Below are 17,656 nucleotides of genomic sequence, written 5' to 3'. Positions count from 1 at the left end.
TTAGTATCATGTATATAATATAAAATTTTTTCGATTAACAAGCATTTTGACATTTTAGAGTTGTTAGAATATACTGATAGTAATAATGTGAAAAAGAGGTGAAGTATTATGACAAATGTATATGCGATTGTAAACAAGCGATTTGGTTTGTCTTATTTCACTCACCTCAAAGAACGGTATTAACTGCTTTCCTTAATTTATAAAATTAAGGTGTATTTAATTTATCCTTTGAATGTGTTGAAACCTTTGACTGCCAAATCGCGGTTCATAGGTTTTTTATTTTGCAAAAAATTTTAAGGTAACAACACATTTATCGGAGGAATTTAAATTGAATATAAAATTATTAGGATTTACTCGATTTTTTGAGGACCAATTAAGTGTACTTTTGAAAGAGAAAAAATATGAGAACTGTGTACCTGCTCGCGTCAGTCTTGAGCATAAACATGCTTATCGGGTGATTTCTGAACAAGGCGAATGGCTAGCATCTGTATCAGGTCTTTACGCATACGAAGCATTTGACCGTTCGGAATATCCAGCAGTAGGTGACTGGGTGCTTATTGAAAAAATGAATGGTGAAAATCGAGCAATCATTCATAAACTTTTCAATAGGAAATCTCAGTTCTCTCGTAAAATAGCAGGTCGAGAAATTGAAGAACAACTTGTCGCCACAAATGTAGATTTTGTTTTACTCGTAATGAGTTTAAATGCAGATTTCAATATTCGTCGACTAGAGCGTTATTTAGTAGCTGCGTGGGATTCTGGAGCAACGCCTATCGTTGTGTTGACTAAGGCGGATTTGTGTGAGGATATCGATAGATACTTAAAAGAAGCGCAGACAGTTGCAATGGGCGTAGATATTTTTGTAACGAGCTCTTATACCGGAGAGGGAATTGAACAGATTCGTCCACTTTTTAGGGAAGGAGTCACTGGAGCTTTACTTGGTTCGTCGGGTGCGGGCAAGTCGACATTAACTAATGCATTATATGGAGACGACAAGATGGAAGTATCGGAAGTAAGAGAAGATGATGCAAAAGGAAGACATACGACTACTCATCGTGAGCTTGTGTTGTTACCGGGAGGGGGTTGTTTAATCGACACACCTGGAATGAGAGAGCTGCAGCTATGGGATCAAGGGGATAGTCTGTCTTCCAGCTTTCAGGATATTGAGGAATTAGCCTCTACTTGTCGTTACCGTGACTGTACACACAAAAGTGAACCAGGATGTTCCGTTAACTCGGCTATTGATAATGGCGACCTTGAGTACTCGAGATTACAAAGCTATTTTAAACTACAAAAAGAACTGGCATTTATAGAGAGGAAAACAAACACTCAGGCAAAGCTTGCAGAACAACGCAAATGGAAGCAAATTTCAAAAGGACAAAAGAAAAAGTATAAATAATTGCGCTTCTATTAGGAACCTATCTAATAACGATGCAGTCAATATATAGTATAGTAATGTAAGCCAACGATTCGTATCGTTGGCTTGTTTTATGGGAAAAATAGTACTTCTTTTATTTCTGATTTAGATTCTAAGAACACTCACTAAATTAAAAGGATTAGAATTCTGATTAAAACCCTTTAAGTTTTTCGTGAATGATTAAAAGAAAAATTGAATAGGGTGTAATAATAGAGTAGCATTAGACTAGAGAAGCTAAGTGTTAGATTCATCACAATATATATTTATACATAAGGAGAGAATGAATGGAAACCTGGATTACAACGATAATGGAGGATTTTGGATACTTAGGGGTATTTTTATTGATCATGCTAGAAAATTTATTCCCTCCAATCCCTTCAGAAGTGATTTTAACCTTTGGCGGGTTTATGACGACTTCTACAGATTTAACGGTGACAGGTGTTATTATTGCCTCTACGATTGGATCAGTAGCGGGTGCGATAATTCTTTATGGAATTGGTGCAATTGTAGGCATTAAAAGAATTGAGCGCTTTGTTGATAAATGGGGTAAAATTTTAAGATTAACAAGTCGTGATATTCATAAGGCAAATGTATGGTTCGAGAAATATGATGTTTGGACTGTATTCTTTTGTCGCTTTATTCCGTTGATTCGTAGTTTAATTTCGTTGCCGGCTGGTCTTGCCAAAATGAACTTTTGGATTTTTTTAGTCCTAACAACTTTTGGTACGTTGATTTGGAATATGGTACTTGTAAATTTAGGAGCAGCATTAGGGAATTCGTGGGAAACAGTTGTTCATTATATGGACATCTACTCAAACTTCGCCTATGCATCGTTAGTCTTAATCTTTATAGTTGTTGTCATTAAGTTCTATAGAAAAAAGATGAGAAGTTAAAGTAAGAGGATTCCCTGAACAAGCAGGGAATCCTCTTTTTTCTTTACGCTAATTTTTCGACCTTATCTTTAGGCAAGAAGAATGCGACGATGAGCAGTATCGGTAAGATAGAGACAATTTTTATCGTTGTATCGATGCCGATTGTATCGAGTAAAAAACCAATAACTACGGCGCCAATCGCTCCCATTCCAAATGCAAATCCTGTTGTGAGTCCCGCCATCGTTCCAATCTTGCTTGGAACCAGTTCCTGGGCATAAACAACCGTAACAGAGAAACTAATCATTATTAATGTTCCGATGATGATTAAGAAAATTAGAACCAACCAAATTGGCATATATGGAAGCAGGAGGCAGAAAGGAAGAGGCCCTACTACTGAAAGGAGAATGACGTTCTTTCTTCCGATTCGATCAGACAGTGAGCCCCCGAAAAATGTACCTAGTACACCAAAAGCCATAAAGGTGAAAATAAATACTTGTCCCGTTCTTAAAGTCAAATCATAGTGATCCATTAAATAGAACACATAGAAATTTGTAATATTGGTTGTATAAAAGGAGCGGGCAAAAATAATAGTAAGTAATAGGCCTAACGCGATGCCTACTTGTTTTTTTGTAAGTGGGGGTAAAGAAGAAATAAGTACCTTTTTCTTGTTCTTCTCTAACTTTTCAGCTTGTAATTGTTGTACATACCATCTGGATATTTTAAGTAAGATGGCGATACCAATCGACGTTAAAAGTAAAATAATCGCCGCTCCATGCTGACCATATACATCTAAAATAAATGCACTAATTAATGGAGCTAATGCTTGTCCAGAATTTCCTCCGACTTGATAAATCGATTGAGCAAGTCCTCTTTTATTCCCTGAAGACATAAATGATACCTTTGATCCCTCAGGGTGGAAGATAGCTGACCCGAACCCTAAAAATAAAACGGCGACTATGATAACCCAATAGGATTCCGCTAATACAAGCATAAGTAATCCTACAAAGGAACTCATCATACCGACAGGTAATGCGTATGGCATAGGTTTCTTATCGCTAATGAAGCCCACAACCGGTTGGAGTGTAGAGGAAAACATATTTAAAACAAATGAAATAATTCCAAGCGCAGTAAAAGATAAACCTAGATCGCGCTCTAAAAGAGGGAACATAGCTGGTACGACGGATTGCATCGTATCATTGATTAAATGAGCTACTCCAATCGCAATCATAACGGGATAAATCGGATTGTTAGGCGAAGCGTTATTATCTTTCATATTAAAAATTCACACCTTTGTTAGAAACTCGTAATTACAATTATACCCTTCTCTATAGAATTTCAAAGGGCAATTTGAGGATTTGCAGCTTATAGTTTAACGAAAACTTAAGTAATTATTTACCTATTCTTAAATTATTTGGGATAAGAATATGTTACAATATAAGTCACTTATAGGGAAAAGGATGTAGTATAATGAGTCACCCTGAACAAATTAAGGTGCAAAATTGGAAGAAAAGTATAATTCTATTTTTAAGTAGTCAGACCATATCTTTGTTTGGCTCTGCTCTCGTGCAATATGCCATCATGTGGTATATTACATTAACTACCCAGTCTGGAATCATGATGACCATTTCGATTATTTGTGGATTTGTCCCAACCTTTTTCCTTTCACCATTTGCGGGGGTTTGGGCAGATCGATACAATCGGAAACTTTTAATCATATTTGCTGACTCTATGATTGCAATCACCACCCTCATCTTAGCAATATTATTTTTAAATGGTTATGATTCAATGTGGTTGCTGTTTGTTATGTCTGCTATTCGTGCAATCGGAACCGGTATTCAAACACCGGCTGTTGGGGCAATCCTGCCTCAAATTGTACCCGGGGATAAGTTGACTAAGGTAAATGGTGCGAACGGAAGTATTCAAGCCCTTGTTATGCTATTAGCTCCAATCGCAAGTGCAGGGCTTCTATCACTGACATCGATTGAAGTCATTTTCTTTATTGATGTTATTACGGCTGCGATAGCAGTATTGACACTACTGCTGTTTTTAAAGGTTCCACTTCATGAAAAAGCAAAAGAAGCGCATACAAAGGGCTACTTCAGTGACTTTAAAGAAGGCTTATCTTATATAAATAACCATGCCTTTTTAAAGAAATTCTTTACCTTTTTTGCTATGTTCCTCATTTTAGCAGCACCAGCATCCTTTTTAACACCTTTACAAGTAACAAGAAGTTTTGGCGCAAATGAGTGGTATTTATCTGCCATAGAAATTGCATTTTCAATTGGCATGATGGCCGGAGGAATACTAATCGCGTCATGGGGTGGATTTAGAAACAGAACACACACGATGTCTATATCGGCCTTTGGATTCGGTCTAGGAACGGTTTTACTTGGTATAGTACCCGTTTTTTGGATCTATCTAATCGTCATGGCACTTGTTGGAATCGTCATGCCAATGTTCAATACACCAGCTACTGTATTACTGCAAGAAAAAGTTGAACCAGATTACTTAGGTAGAGTGTTTGGAGTCTTAACAATGATTTCTACTTCCGTTATGCCATTAGGAATGATCATTTTTGGACCGCTTGCAGATATTGTTGCCATTGAATGGCTATTAATCGGAACGGGAATTTTACTATTTATGCTCGGTTTTGTCTTACTAGGAAATAAAGTATTGATTGAAGCAGGAAAACCATTATGAAATAAATAAAAAGAAGATTTTGGACTTGAGCCAAAATCTTCTTTTTTAAGTATTAATAAGCTAAGCCGAATAAGGCTTTGATATGTGTTAAATAACGAATATGACTTGCTTCTTTCATTAATGACGCTGGAAGACCTTTTAAAGGGATGTTGTTGCTTCCAACAGTAGCTACACCGTCTTTGCGTCCAAGACTAGCAAGTGTACCAGAGTTGACAGGGCTAAATACTTCAAGTTTTTGACCTTCAAGTGTTGCGTAGAGGTTAAACCCTGCAGTTTCCCCCATTTGCCATGCTACTTGAGCAGTAGGTGCAAATAATGGGCGACCACCATCAGCAGGAAGTGCAACAGAAGCATCTCCAACGACAAATACTTCTGGGTGAGACTTAGAACGTAAATATTCGTCAATAACCGCTTTGCCGCGGTCACATTCAAGTCCTGATTCTTGAACTAAAGGAAGTGCAGCTACTCCACCAGTCCAGATGAATGTGTTTGATTCGATTGTAGAGCCGTCTTTTAAAGAAATTTTGTTTCCTTCTACACCTGTAACAGGAAGCCCAGTTAAGAATTCGACTCCACGTTTCGTTAAGCTATCTGTAGCGCGTGCAATTAGGTCGTCAGGAAGAACAGGTAAGATTTTAGGACCAGCTTCAACAAGTTTGATGCTTAATTCTTTGAAGTCAATGCCGTATTTATTAGCAATTTTAGGGAAGTTGTCCACGATTTCGCCAACTAGTTCAACACCAGTTAAACCGCCTCCACCAATAACGATCGTTGCATCTGCAGGATTTTTTGACTTTGCATAAGCAGCAATTTTACTTTCGATGTGATGATTGATACGATTCGCATCTTCAACGGATTTCAAGACCATACTATTTTCTTCAAGGCCTGGAATGCCGAAGAAACCAGTTTGACTACCAAGAGCTACTACAAGATTGTCATATTCCATTACAGATCCATCAACCATATGAACTTCTTTATTATCTACCGAGAATGACTTCACTTCATTTACAACTATGTTTATATCTTTATCTTTAAATAGTTTTGTTAAAGGGAAAGAAATTGCACGTTCTGTAGTAGTACCACCTGCAAGTCGGTGTAATTCAGTAATCAGTTGGTGAGTCGGATATTTATTCACCACTGTTACATTCGCTTCTTCTTTACTTACATATTTACGCAATGTTAGAGCAGTTAATAAACCACCATAACCTGCACCTAAGATGACGATTTCTTTTGCCATGATAAATCCTCCGTCCATACTAGTTAAATATAAGAAAACTATTCTTGAGTTTTACGTTCTGCTTGGATTTCTAAAAATGCATTTGCGAAGCGGAAGAGCTTTTGTGCTTCAGGATCTTTTAATAACTTTAATAGGCCGAATAAGCCAATTGATTCGTTAGTAGCTTCAGCGCGGTCTTTTGCCTCAATTGCAGTGGCAGCTAAACCTTTAACTGAACCAATAACCGGTTCTGACATCTCTTTAAGAGCACTCACAGTATCGCTTTTTAATACTTCATCCGTTGCAACTAATTGAGCTAGATCATAAGTTTTTGTTAATAGTGTTACAACTTCAGCTAGCTTTGGTAATTGTTCTACTAAAGTAGTTAGTGATTCTTGAACTTCAGGTTTTAATAATTGGTCAAGTAAATCTGTTCTTCCCGTAAGTAAGCTTTGCTGTGCTTGAGTCAATTCTTCTGACATATCCAATTCTCCTTTACATTTTGCCTCTAGTGCATTTTACTTTGAAAAAGTTTGAAGAAAATTTCACATACAGTCTTATAAATCAAATTGAAATTTAGCCAAATCTTTCATGATAGTGAAATCAATACATTATCAATAATAAACTAAATATTCTCGTAATCCTATAGTTCTTTGTTAAAAATCTAAATGTTAGTAATATGGTAGAAAATTTTTAATAAAAGAATAAATTTTTAATAGATGGGGAAGAAACCATCTAATTTTAAATGGTTCAAATTTATAAAGCTTAGTGCTTTACAACATGAATTATACGACTTAATTCTAGTAATTTCTAATAATAATTTAAGAATTGTTATTAAAAAATAAATCAACGTGTAGACAAAGTCGATATTCAACTTGTCTACACGTTTTTGGGGTGATTTTTAAACTAAAGCAAAATGAATGTTAATGCTGCTGGTCGTTTGGAAGTACCGTAGTTTCTTTCTTTCTAAACTGTTTACTATAATTTGTAGCTTCCATTAATGCTCTTTCTTCAGCAGGAATTCGGACAGCTAACATCGCAAAGTTTAGTAATGTAAAGCATATTGCCGTGAAAAAGGCTTGAAACAATAGCGGGAGCAGTAATATTTCAATACAAACTACAAGATAGTTTGGATGTCGAATCAAATGATAGGGCCCTTTTTTTACAACATTGGCTCCAGGTAAAATAATAATTTTTGTATTCCAAAATGCACCTAAGGACGCAAGGCACCATACCCTTAAACCCTGCACTAGCAGGAAGAAGATAAATAGCCATAAAAACAAAGGTGACAACGTCCGTTCGAGCAGCAATACTTCAGTAATTAAGCTAATAAAAAAACTAACATGAAGTGCAATCATAAAAGGGTAGTGTGAAGCACCAACTTCATAGGCTCCGGCAGCTAGCATTCTTTTTTCATTTCTTCTTGCAATAATCACCTCAATGATTCGCTGCAAAATAACAATAGATACAAACAATATAAAGAACATCGTTAATCCCTCCACTCAAGTAATATTGCCTCTCCGCTAAAACCAGGACCGAGGGCTAGTAATAGACCAAAAGAACCGGATTTTGATTCTCTTAGCATAAATTGCTCAAGCACATAATGGACAGTTGGAGATGACATATTGCCATGATGTTGCAATACCTCTCTTGAGATAGTGGTATGCTGTTCATTCATATCCAATGTTTCCTCATAGGCGGCTAAAACTTTCTTGCCTCCAGGGTGGGCCACTAAATAATCGATTTGTTCCTTCGAAAGATTTTGCTCTTCTAAAAAGTCAGTTATAAATGGTCCCAACCATTTGCTGATAATGGAAGGGATGTCCCTTGAGAAAATTACATGAAGACCATCATTTTTCAAGTCCCAACCCATCACGCCTTCAGAATCGGGCATCCACTTAGATGCGGTATTTATTATATAAGGCATTGGCATTTTATTTTTAATTGTTGCGTGATCACCACAAACCAAAAGACAGGAAACGCCATCTGCAAAGAGGGAGGCACCTACTAAATTACTTTTTGAAAAGTCATTTGGTTGAAAGGTTAAACTGCAAAGCTCAACACAAACAACGAGCACCTTTGCTTCAGGATGTGCTAGACAGTAATCGAATGCTCGACTAATTCCCGCAGCGCCACCAGCACATCCGAGTCCCCAAATAGGTATACGCTTCATTCGATCTGAAAATTCAAGTTTGTTCATTATTCGTGCGTCAATGCTTGGGGTGGAAATCCCTGTACTAGATACAAAAATAATCACATCAATATCTTTAGGCGATAGGGGCTGCTCTAAAAAGAGTGTATTTGATAGACAAGCCTCTATGACGTTAACACCATATTCAACAGCCAAGTTAATATACAAATTGTTTCGTTCTTCAAAGCTATGCTGTTCTTTGTGCCACTCTAGAGGAACACAAAAATTCCGTTGTTTAATTTCGCCGTTTTCAAATACTTTTAATAGACGTTCAAGCTGAGAGATATTATTGGTGAAAAGTTCCTTCGTTAGCTGTTCAATATTACTTTGCTCTAATTTATGTGGAGGATTATATGTACTAATTGATGCAATTTTTGGCATAATAAAAAACCCCTTTTAGAATTAGTTTCCCCTTGTGAGTATGAAGTATGCACAAATGGAAGTAGTTTCTAATGGGGAATTATAAAAGGAGTTTGAAAAGGCTATGTCAAACTCCTGATAATCTATTGTTCTGAAGCTTTCCGATGCTCATTTAGTGATAAGGTTTTTAAAAGTAACTCTAAGTATAATAAAAAATAATCGATGCAGTCTTTTACAAGATCCGAGTAAGCAAAGAAATCCGATGTTTTCTGATAATTTAAGTAGTCATTTTTTAATACCTCGAGCAGCTTTTTAGAGAATAGGTGAATATTTGTGGAATGAAACTGCTCCAGACAGGCAATGACATTACAAAAAAGTATGATATCCTCGGAATCTGGATGCTCTAATATGGCGATATCTTTCAACAAAATTTCCAACGATTTAATATATCCAAAATAGGCGATATCGAAGTAGCCTAATAATTCACAGTTGGTGGATTGATTGTACAAGTTTTGAAATTTATTTGATGTGTTTTTAATTAATGAGCTTTCATTAAAACTGTATTTTGGAATGGAAACAAGATATTTTTCACTTAAGGTAGCCTCGATACGATCATCATTCAATATAAAATAATCTTTTTTACATGAAGGGCAAGTTAAAGAAATGACACTTAATTTAAAGCTATTATTTTCAAATGAATACGTATTTTCCGTCGTGGGATGAATTTCCAAATTGCAATGTGGGCATTTATTTATAACTATGTATTCGCGATTCTCATGATCATATTGTATTTTCTTTAGCTTTTTTTCATGTTTTTGCATAATATGAAATTGCTCCTTTTTGAGGCGTTAAGTGTCTTTGGAAACTTGGTCATAGATAGTATGAACAATATGTGTGTAATTTTGCATGAAATATAGAGCAACTAAAATATAGCTACGAAGAAATGCTTGAAATGAATTTCTTAATGATAAATTATTAATGACATCTCAATATAAACAAATGGAAAATTAGGTGAGAGTGATTGCGCGGAGAATTCAAAAATCTAACTTATAAAGAAACGCGTTTCATCAAAAGAATGAAACGCATTGTAAACTCAAAATCGTTTGAAACGCGTTTACTCAATATAAGTGTTTCAACAAGCCATTGAAGGCCATTTTTAATCAGTATCTTTATCTTATAAGCACTTTCATAAGAATTGTTTTGCTAAATTTAAAAAACTAATCTAGTTTTGCTTATCTACATAAACTAAAATCGCATCTCTTAAAAATTCAGTACCACCTGCAATTGCTTTATCATAGTAGGCTTTAAATCGTTCGTCGGCTATATACATTTCAGCAAGACCTTTATGGGCTTCTTTTGAGTAGGAAGGCCATGAGTAGGTTAACCACTCTTTATGTTTTGCAGCAAGGTGTTGAGCTATTTCTAAACTTGGGTCACCTGTTTCCACAGCTTTTTGCAGCAGTTCGAAAATTTCGTTTCCTAGATTCTCCATTGCCTCATAATCTTCTTTTGACATACCTCGAAGCTTTGCATTGGATTCATCAACTGTTTTGTCACCATATTTTTCTCGAATTTCTTTCCCGTATTGCTGTTCATTGCCAGCAATTAAGTTCTCTTTGAAAGCCTTAAATTTTTCTTCATTACTCATCATGATTTCCCCTTTCTGGTGAGCAATTGTTTTATCAATTGTCTCGATTAATTTATCTAGGCGGGTACGTTTTTGGACAAGCTCATTATAATGTTGCATAAGCACATTTAATTGGTCGAAATTAGGTGCATCCATTATTTGAATAATTGTTTCCAGATCTACCTCTAATTCTCGAAAAAATAAAATTTGTTGTAATCGGTCGACTTCTTTCTGGCCATAGATACGGTAACCGGAACTATTAATTCTAGATGGTTTTAACAGGTCAATTTCATCGTAATAGCGTAATGTTCTGCTGCTTACACCCGCTAATTTTGCTAACTTGCTAATTGTGTATTCCATCGTAATCCCTCCTGATGAATTCATCTTAAAGGTTGACGCAACGTGAATGTCAACAGCAAACATAATAATTTTTTATATGAAAATTAATAGCGTGAGGTGAAGACATGCTTTAATATAATCATGGTAAAGAATGAGATGTGTTTATAAAATAACTTTATCGTTTGAAAGGTAGTAAGAATGATGGAAAATAAGAAGGTTCAAGTAAAGCAGCCGAAGTACCAAAAAATTGCGGCTGATATAGCATCGAGAATTGTTGAAAAAAAATACTTGGTTGGTGAAAAAATCTATGCAAGATCTTCATTAGCAAGCCAGTATGGTGTATCTTCTGAAACAGCAAGGAGGGCCATTGCAGTTCTGCAGGATCTTGAAATTGTAGAAGCAACCAAGGGTAGCGGAGTCATGATTAAATCCTATGAAAAAGCTGCACAGTTTGTCCATCAGTTTTTAGAGGTGCAATCCGTATATCAAGTGCAATTAGAAATGCTTGAAAGCATTAAAAGACAAAAGAACGAGTTGGACGTATTACAAGAAACAACGGAACGTCTTGTTAGTCGTACGGAAAGATTTAAATCCGTAAATCCTTTTGTACCTTTTCAAGTTGAGATTAATGAAGATACACCATATATTTCACAATCAATTGGCACGATTAATTTTTGGCAAAATACCATGGCAACAATTGTAGGAATTCGACGAGGAGTAGAACTAATTATTTCCCCAGGACCATATGCTACCTTTGAACAAGGGGACGTTATCTATTTCATTGGAAATGATGAATGTATAGAGAGAGTTCAGAAATTTTTATATCCAAAATGATTAGGGCTAAGATACCGAATAATAACCGGTATCTATAGCCTTTTTTATTTGCAAATAGGCGTATTTCTTTTACTAGGTTCATAGATTGTAAAGTTGACATAAGTAACAACCTTTTGTTAATATGAAGTTGTTGCTTGGTTGTAAACTAATAAAATACAGATTTGAGAATAATAGGAAAGGGGAACTGTATGACGAAAATTAAAGTAGAAAACGTAACGAAAATTTTCGGCAAGCATATAAATAATGCTCTTAAGCTTGTCGAACAGAAAAAAAGTAAAACAGAGATCCTTAAACAAACAGGTGCTACAATCGGTGTTTATGATGCAAGCTTTTCTGTAGAAGAGGGTGAAATCTTTGTTATTATGGGTCTGTCAGGTAGTGGTAAATCCACATTAGTACGTCTACTAAATCATCTCATCGAACCTACCAGCGGAAGTATTTACATAGACGGTGAAAACATCTCCCAAATGAATAAACAACAGCTCAGAACAATACGTCGTGAAAAAATGAGCATGGTGTTTCAAAACTTCGGTTTATTTCCACAGCGAACAGTCCTTGCTAATACCGAATACGGTTTAGAAGTACGCGGAGTCCCAAAAGAAGAACGAACAAAAAAAGCGGAAGCAGCTTTAGAAAACGCGGGGTTATTACCATACAAAGATCAACTGCCAAGCCAACTTTCAGGTGGGATGCAACAACGTGTTGGTTTAGCGCGTGCGTTAGCAAATGACCCGGATATCTTATTAATGGATGAGGCTTTCTCTGCACTTGACCCATTAATTAGAAAAGATATGCAGGATGAATTATTAGATTTACAACAAAAAGTAAGAAAGACCATTATATTCATTACCCATGATCTAAATGAAGCATTGCGTATTGGCGACCGTATTGCATTGATGAAAGATGGGAAAATCATTCAAATTGGTACAGGAGAAGAGATTCTTACAAATCCTGCAAACGATTATGTTAGAACATTCCTTGAGGATGTAGACCGTTCGAAGGTTTTAACTGTTGAAAATGCAATGATACGACCAATCTCTGTCAATGTTGAAATCGATGGACCAAAAGTAGCGTTGAAACGGATGCGTGAAGAAGAGGTCAGTGTTTTAGTTGCAGTTGACAAAAATAGAGAGTTTAAAGGTTATATCACTGCCGATGACGCATTAGAAGCAGCTAAGCGTGGCGAAAAAAGTGTGGATAGTATTTTAAAAACGGATATGGGTTCGGTATCACCTGATATGCTAATCCAGGATGTATTAGGCATCATTTCAGAATCATCAATTCCGTTGGCGGTTGTGAAAGAAAATAAATTAGTTGGTGTATTGATTAAAGGTGTAGTCATCCAATCTCTTGCTTCGGATACTGAGGAGGTGACCGCAAATGAGTAAAATATTAAATTCTATTCCAAGTATACCAGTGGCGGAAACAGTCGAAACAATAATGGACTGGTTAACAAGCAATTTATCGGCATTATTTAGCTTTGTTCAAAATGGCGGTAAAAATGCCATGGACTTTATCACGGAAATGCTAGTTGCAATACCGCCAGTTGTTTTTATTTTAGTTATTGCTCTTATTGCGTTTATTGCTACGAAAAGAAAGTTTGGTTTAGCTATTTTTTCTATCATTGGCCTGTTATTTATATATAACCAAGGCTTATGGGAAGAGTTAATGAACACAATAACGCTTGTTATTTTTTCAAGTATCATCGCGATTATAATAGGTATCCCATTAGGTATCTTAATGTCGAAAAGTAAATTTGCAGAAAATATTATTAAACCAATACTGGACTTCATGCAAACAATGCCAGGGTTTGTTTATTTAATACCAGCTGTTGCCTTCTTTGGTATCGGTGTTGTACCAGGTGTATTTGCATCTGTCATCTTCGCTTTACCGCCAACAGTTCGTTTTGCCAACCTAGGTATTCGACAAGTACCAAGGGAATTGGTAGAAGCGGCAGATTCGTACGGAAGTACTGGATGGCAAAAATTGATTAAGGTTGAATTACCGTTAGCGAAATCAACGATAATGGCAGGTATTAACCAAACAGTATTGTTATCTCTATCAATGGTCGTGATTGCTTCGATGATCGGCGCACCTGGTTTAGGTAGAGAAGTGTTATCTGCTTTACAACGTGCTCAAGTAGGAAATGGGTTTGTTGCAGGTCTTAGCCTTGTAATATTTGCCATTATTGTTGACCGATTAACGCAAAGTTTTAATAAAAAGAAGTAATAGAAAGGGAGATTTGATGGATTTCAAAAAAATAAAAATGATGGGCTTAGCTCTAGGGGTTGGAGCTATGCTCGCTGCATGCAGCGGCTCAGATGAAGGGGAAGACGCAACACAATCAACAGGAGATTCAAATGATAATGCAACATCAGATGAATCAAAAGAAATTAACCTAGCTTACGTAGAATGGGATACTGAAGTTGCTTCTACACATGTTGTTGGAAAAGTGTTAGAAGACTTAGGTTATGACGTAAATTTAACACCATTAGATAACGCGATTATGTGGGAAGCTGTATCATCAGGTGAAGCTGATGCGATGGTTGCGGGCTGGTTGCCAAATACACATGCTTCTCAATATGCAGAATACAAAGACAGCGTAGTGGAATTAGGCGAAAACCTAACGGGCGCTAAGATTGGGTTAGTTGTTCCTGCTTATATGGAAGTGGACTCAATTGAGGACCTATCAGACGAAGCTGACATGACGATAACAGGTATTGAGCCTGGAGCAGGTGTTATGGCTTCAACTGAAAAAGCTTTAGCAGAGTATGAAAATCTAAGTGATTGGGAATTATTACCTTCATCTTCAGGTGCGATGACGGTTGCATTAGGCCAAGCAATTGAAAAGGAAGAAGAGGTAATTGTTACAGGATGGTCTCCTCACTGGAAGTTCTCATCTTATGATTTGAAATACTTAGAGGATCCTAAAGGTGTATTTGGTGGGGAAGAGACAATCAATACATTTGCTCGTGAAGGACTAGAAGAAGAAATGCCTGAAGCTTTCAAAGTTCTTGATGCGTTTAATTGGACGACAGAGGATATTGAAGCAGTAATGCTAGATATTAATGGTGGTACTGATCCAAAAGAAGCTGCTGCAAAATGGGTTAATGAAAATACAGATAAAGTAGCCCAGTGGACTGAAGGCGTAGAGTAAAATCCTAGAACAGCTTTAGTATTATTTTCATAACTGAAACAAAAGGGGTTATCTTCACAATAGATAACCCCTTAAATTTAAAGGGGATGAATTAATGGTAAAATTAAAATCTATAGGGATTACTTTAGGGTTATCTGTTTCTTTGCTATTATCCGGCTGTGGTGATGAGGAAGGGAATCAGGATAGTGGGAATACAACAGGAGAGTCTGCCAGTTTAGGGGAACAGTTAGATTATACGATTACAGGTATTGAACCAGGTGCAGGATTAACTGGTCTTTCTCACAACGCTATAGAGGAATATGAAAACTTAGAAGGTTGGGAACTTCTAGAAAGTTCAACAGCAGGTATGTTAGGTGTATTAGATGGAGCTATTAAAAACGAAGAGCCAATTGTTATAACGGGCTGGACTCCACACTGGATGTTTTCTGCATATGATTTGAAAATTCTCGAAGATCCCAAAGGCATATTAGGCGGTAGTGAAAACATAAATACAATAGTAAGAAAAGGCTTGGAAGAGGATATGCCAAATGCATATAAAATTCTGGACCGCTTCTACTGGGAAGCGGAAGATATGGAAGCCGTGATGTATGATGCGCAAGAAGTCTCATTTGAAGAAGCAGCACTAAATTGGATTGAAGCGAATCCAGATAAAGTGGAACAATGGACTGAAGGCGTGGAGAAAGTAAAAGGGAAAGAAATTGAGTTGGTTTCAACACCATGGGATACAGAACGAGCTTCCGGCAATGTGATGAAGGCGGTATTAGAGCAACAAGGATTCACCGTAACATTGACGCCAGTCGATCCTGCCATTATGTTCGAAGCAATCGCTAGTGGCGAAGGAGATGCAACCGTAGCTCCATGGTTGCCTACAACACACAATTCTTTCTATGAAAAGCATGCAGATGACCTAGTTGATTTGGGTGAAAATTTAAAAGGAACACAAAATGGATTTGTTGTTCCAGCATATATGGAAATTGATTCAATCGAAGATTTGCAACCTAAAAAGTAAAATAGGCAATTAAGGAGAATTCCATCGTGGGATTCTCCTTTTTAAAAAGATAAGAAAGTATAAATTTTCGAAGTTTGAATAGTGTCTAGCTAAAGGCGCCATCAGCTCGAGGTCCTAAGTCAATCGCTTCGGAAGGCAAAGAGCACCTTCTGTCAGCACTCGACTTAGGATTGTCGCTGTAAGCGGGCGCCTTGCGCTTTTCTAAGTTAAATCTATATAACGATTATCCATACAAACAAACTAAGTGCCACAGAAGTTAACAGTAGAGTGAAAATAGGCTTTAAAGCATCTCTATTGAATTTCTTTAAATCTACAGACATACCTACTGCCGCCATTGCTACAGTTAATAAAAACGTAGCGATTGAAGCAACATAACTTTGAAATGACAGTGACATGATTCCATTTTCCAAGAAAATTGTGCCAATGATAGAGAGAGCGACAAAACCTAATACGAAGTATGGAAAGGATACTTTTTTCTTTGATTCTTTATTTGTAAATGACAGAATCATTACAATCAAAATGGTTACAGGAAAAAGCAATAGTACACGGCTTAATTTACTTAGTATTGCGGGTGTTAGAGACTCGTTGCCAAAGGAAGAACCGGCAAGAAGTGCTTGAGCGATTTCGTGAAGACTAAAACCAACCCATTGACCATAGATTTCCGGCGTCATATGGGTTATAGAGGCGATGAGGGGGGCAACCAAAGCGAATAGTGTTCCTAAACATGATATCATTCCAATTGCCATTGCTGTATCTTCTTCATCTGAATCAAGAATAGAGGATACGGCTCCTATTGCTGCAGCACCACAAATTCCAGTACCTGAAGCAAGTAAAAGCAAAAGTCTATTGTCGACGCCTAGCATCCTGCCAATCAAAAAAGTCATAAAAAGAGTGAATAGAATAACAAGGGATGCACGGAAAAGAAGGGGAAAACCTTCATCGACAATCATTTTAATGTTCAAACGAATTCCGTAAAGGATGATGGCAATACGCAAAATGATTTTAGATGAGAATTGAATACCACTTCGCAAGCTTTCAGGATATTGAAAAACATTTCGATAAATGACAGCAATTAAAATCGCAATAGCCAAGGGACCTATTAATGATAAAATCGGTAATAAGCTCAAGCTATAGGCCAATACCGTAATAAAAAACATCAATAAAAGCCCTTTATAAAATTCAACTGTTTTGTACATTGTCATCTATAAAACTGGCCTCACTTTCAACTACTTGCCTATATGCAGTGATTATGAATGCGATTTTGTATAATGATTAATCTGAAAACCTCGTTTCAATCGAAAACAATATTATTTTTAGGTGAATATCAAAGTTAGGTGATGAATTTGAATAGCATTCATCACCTACTGTTATTTATCTATAGTGTCGTATCCGATTACTGTCCAAATACCAGATTGATCCTGTTTAATAAGTCTTTTCAAGTAAACGAGTTTAATGATTGTATCATTATCATTTACCTGTACAACAGCTGAATCCTTTGTACTGTGTAAAAGCTTTACGTTTCCTTCTTGTATGGGATATTCTCCTTTTATACCTCCAGGCGAAAGTTGTAAACTCACAAAAACTTGTGTTGTCATAAGCGGATCTAGTCTCCATGGAGAGTGTCCCTCGTCCACACTTTTTTGAGCGTCCTCTTCTTTCTTTAAATCATACGGTACCTCTACTTGTGGATTGATATCGTATTCTTTCGCTTGAACCGGAAAGATAATATTGTTATAAATATCAACACTTTCAAGCTCAACAATCAATTGATTCGATTCAAGAAATGCTGGAATTGCATTTTCTTCTATAATGTCCACAGTAAAAACCTCCGTCTTTATTAGGTATGTTAAGACATTACCGTTATTATTTACAAAAGTTTATTTTTTACACTAAAAAGGATAAAAAAATCAATTTGCCAAATGATGTTGTTTACA

Annotated in this window: 17 protein-coding genes; 8 read left to right on the top strand and 9 right to left on the bottom strand. The window is 36.5% G+C overall.

Annotation, left to right across the window (positions count from 1 at the left end; all coding sequences use genetic code 11):
• Window positions 1-328 precede the first annotated feature (328 nt).
• Together rsgA and ACFQU5_RS08500 are read left to right on the top strand one after the other, a co-directional pair.
• The gene (rsgA, locus tag ACFQU5_RS08505) at window positions 329-1,399 is read left to right on the top strand and encodes a ribosome small subunit-dependent GTPase A (RefSeq protein ID WP_390286750.1); all 1,071 of its coding nucleotides are present in this window, start codon (window positions 329-331) and stop codon (window positions 1,397-1,399) included.
• 302 nt (window positions 1,400-1,701) lie between these two features.
• The gene (locus tag ACFQU5_RS08500) at window positions 1,702-2,310 is read left to right on the top strand and encodes a DedA family protein (protein ID WP_390286748.1); all 609 of its coding nucleotides are present in this window, start codon (window positions 1,702-1,704) and stop codon (window positions 2,308-2,310) included.
• 43 nt (window positions 2,311-2,353) lie between these two features.
• Here the strand turns inward: ACFQU5_RS08500 and ACFQU5_RS08495 are convergent, their stop codons facing one another.
• Window positions 2,354-3,562, bottom strand: coding sequence for an MFS transporter (locus tag ACFQU5_RS08495; RefSeq protein WP_390286746.1), 1,209 nt, complete (start codon window positions 3,560-3,562; stop codon window positions 2,354-2,356).
• A 194-nt stretch (window positions 3,563-3,756) separates the two neighbouring features.
• Between ACFQU5_RS08495 and ACFQU5_RS08490 the strand changes: the two genes are divergently transcribed.
• Window positions 3,757-4,989, top strand: a complete 1,233-nt coding sequence (locus ACFQU5_RS08490) for an MFS transporter (protein ID WP_390286744.1) — start codon at window positions 3,757-3,759, stop codon at window positions 4,987-4,989.
• Window positions 4,990-5,041: 52 nt separating this feature from the next.
• Here the strand turns inward: ACFQU5_RS08490 and ACFQU5_RS08485 are convergent, their stop codons facing one another.
• From ACFQU5_RS08485 to ACFQU5_RS08460, 6 genes are all read right to left on the bottom strand, one after another.
• Window positions 5,042-6,226, bottom strand: a complete 1,185-nt coding sequence (locus ACFQU5_RS08485) for an NAD(P)/FAD-dependent oxidoreductase (RefSeq protein ID WP_390286742.1) — start codon at window positions 6,224-6,226, stop codon at window positions 5,042-5,044.
• A 38-nt stretch (window positions 6,227-6,264) separates the two neighbouring features.
• A complete protein-coding gene (locus tag ACFQU5_RS08480; RefSeq protein ID WP_390286740.1) occupies window positions 6,265-6,687 on the bottom strand; it encodes a DUF1641 domain-containing protein in 423 nt (140 codons plus the stop codon).
• A gap of 441 nt (window positions 6,688-7,128) precedes the next feature.
• Entirely contained in the window at window positions 7,129-7,692 is a 564-nt protein-coding gene (locus ACFQU5_RS08475; RefSeq protein WP_390286738.1) for an isoprenylcysteine carboxyl methyltransferase family protein, read from the bottom strand.
• A 2-nt stretch (window positions 7,693-7,694) separates the two neighbouring features.
• Window positions 7,695-8,777 carry a type III polyketide synthase gene (locus ACFQU5_RS08470; RefSeq protein ID WP_390286736.1) on the bottom strand — a complete coding sequence of 361 codons (1,083 nt, stop codon included), beginning with the start codon at window positions 8,775-8,777 and terminating at the stop codon, window positions 7,695-7,697.
• Between the two features lie 122 nt (window positions 8,778-8,899).
• The gene (locus ACFQU5_RS08465) at window positions 8,900-9,577 is read right to left on the bottom strand and encodes a hypothetical protein (protein WP_390286734.1); all 678 of its coding nucleotides are present in this window, start codon (window positions 9,575-9,577) and stop codon (window positions 8,900-8,902) included.
• A gap of 401 nt (window positions 9,578-9,978) precedes the next feature.
• Window positions 9,979-10,743: a MerR family transcriptional regulator gene (locus ACFQU5_RS08460; RefSeq protein WP_390286732.1), complete on the bottom strand. Its 765-nt coding sequence runs from the start codon at window positions 10,741-10,743 to the stop codon at window positions 9,979-9,981.
• 177 nt (window positions 10,744-10,920) lie between these two features.
• Between ACFQU5_RS08460 and ACFQU5_RS08455 the strand changes: the two genes are divergently transcribed.
• The 5 genes from ACFQU5_RS08455 (at window position 10,921) to ACFQU5_RS08435 (ending at window position 15,722) form a co-directional block, all read left to right on the top strand.
• Window positions 10,921-11,556 (top strand): GntR family transcriptional regulator, encoded by a 636-nt coding sequence (locus tag ACFQU5_RS08455; RefSeq protein ID WP_390286730.1) that lies wholly within the window; start codon window positions 10,921-10,923, stop codon window positions 11,554-11,556.
• 188 nt (window positions 11,557-11,744) lie between these two features.
• Window positions 11,745-12,944, top strand: a complete 1,200-nt coding sequence (locus ACFQU5_RS08450; protein ID WP_390286728.1) for a quaternary amine ABC transporter ATP-binding protein — start codon at window positions 11,745-11,747, stop codon at window positions 12,942-12,944.
• On the top strand, window positions 12,937-13,785 hold the full coding sequence (locus ACFQU5_RS08445; RefSeq protein ID WP_390286726.1) for an ABC transporter permease: 849 nt from the start codon (window positions 12,937-12,939) through the stop codon (window positions 13,783-13,785). Before ACFQU5_RS08450 ends, ACFQU5_RS08445 begins: the two co-directional genes overlap by 8 nt.
• A gap of 16 nt (window positions 13,786-13,801) precedes the next feature.
• Entirely contained in the window at window positions 13,802-14,713 is a 912-nt protein-coding gene (locus tag ACFQU5_RS08440) for a glycine betaine ABC transporter substrate-binding protein (RefSeq protein WP_390286724.1), read from the top strand.
• Between the two features lie 94 nt (window positions 14,714-14,807).
• Window positions 14,808-15,722 (top strand): glycine betaine ABC transporter substrate-binding protein, encoded by a 915-nt coding sequence (locus tag ACFQU5_RS08435; RefSeq protein ID WP_390286722.1) that lies wholly within the window; start codon window positions 14,808-14,810, stop codon window positions 15,720-15,722.
• 212 nt (window positions 15,723-15,934) lie between these two features.
• Here ACFQU5_RS08435 and ACFQU5_RS08430 read toward each other — a convergent pair whose 3' ends face one another.
• Complete coding sequence (locus ACFQU5_RS08430) at window positions 15,935-16,924, bottom strand: YeiH family protein (RefSeq protein ID WP_390286720.1); 990 nt, start codon at window positions 16,922-16,924, stop codon at window positions 15,935-15,937.
• Between the two features lie 165 nt (window positions 16,925-17,089).
• Window positions 17,090-17,539 carry a hypothetical protein gene (locus ACFQU5_RS08425; RefSeq protein ID WP_390286718.1) on the bottom strand — a complete coding sequence of 150 codons (450 nt, stop codon included), beginning with the start codon at window positions 17,537-17,539 and terminating at the stop codon, window positions 17,090-17,092.
• Window positions 17,540-17,656: the final 117 nt, after the last annotated feature.

This window comes from Ureibacillus sp. GCM10028918 (assembly GCF_042666115.1).
Taxonomy (GTDB): Bacteria; Bacillota; Bacilli; order Bacillales_A; family Planococcaceae; genus Ureibacillus.
This window is presented reverse-complemented; position numbering and strand designations above follow the sequence as displayed.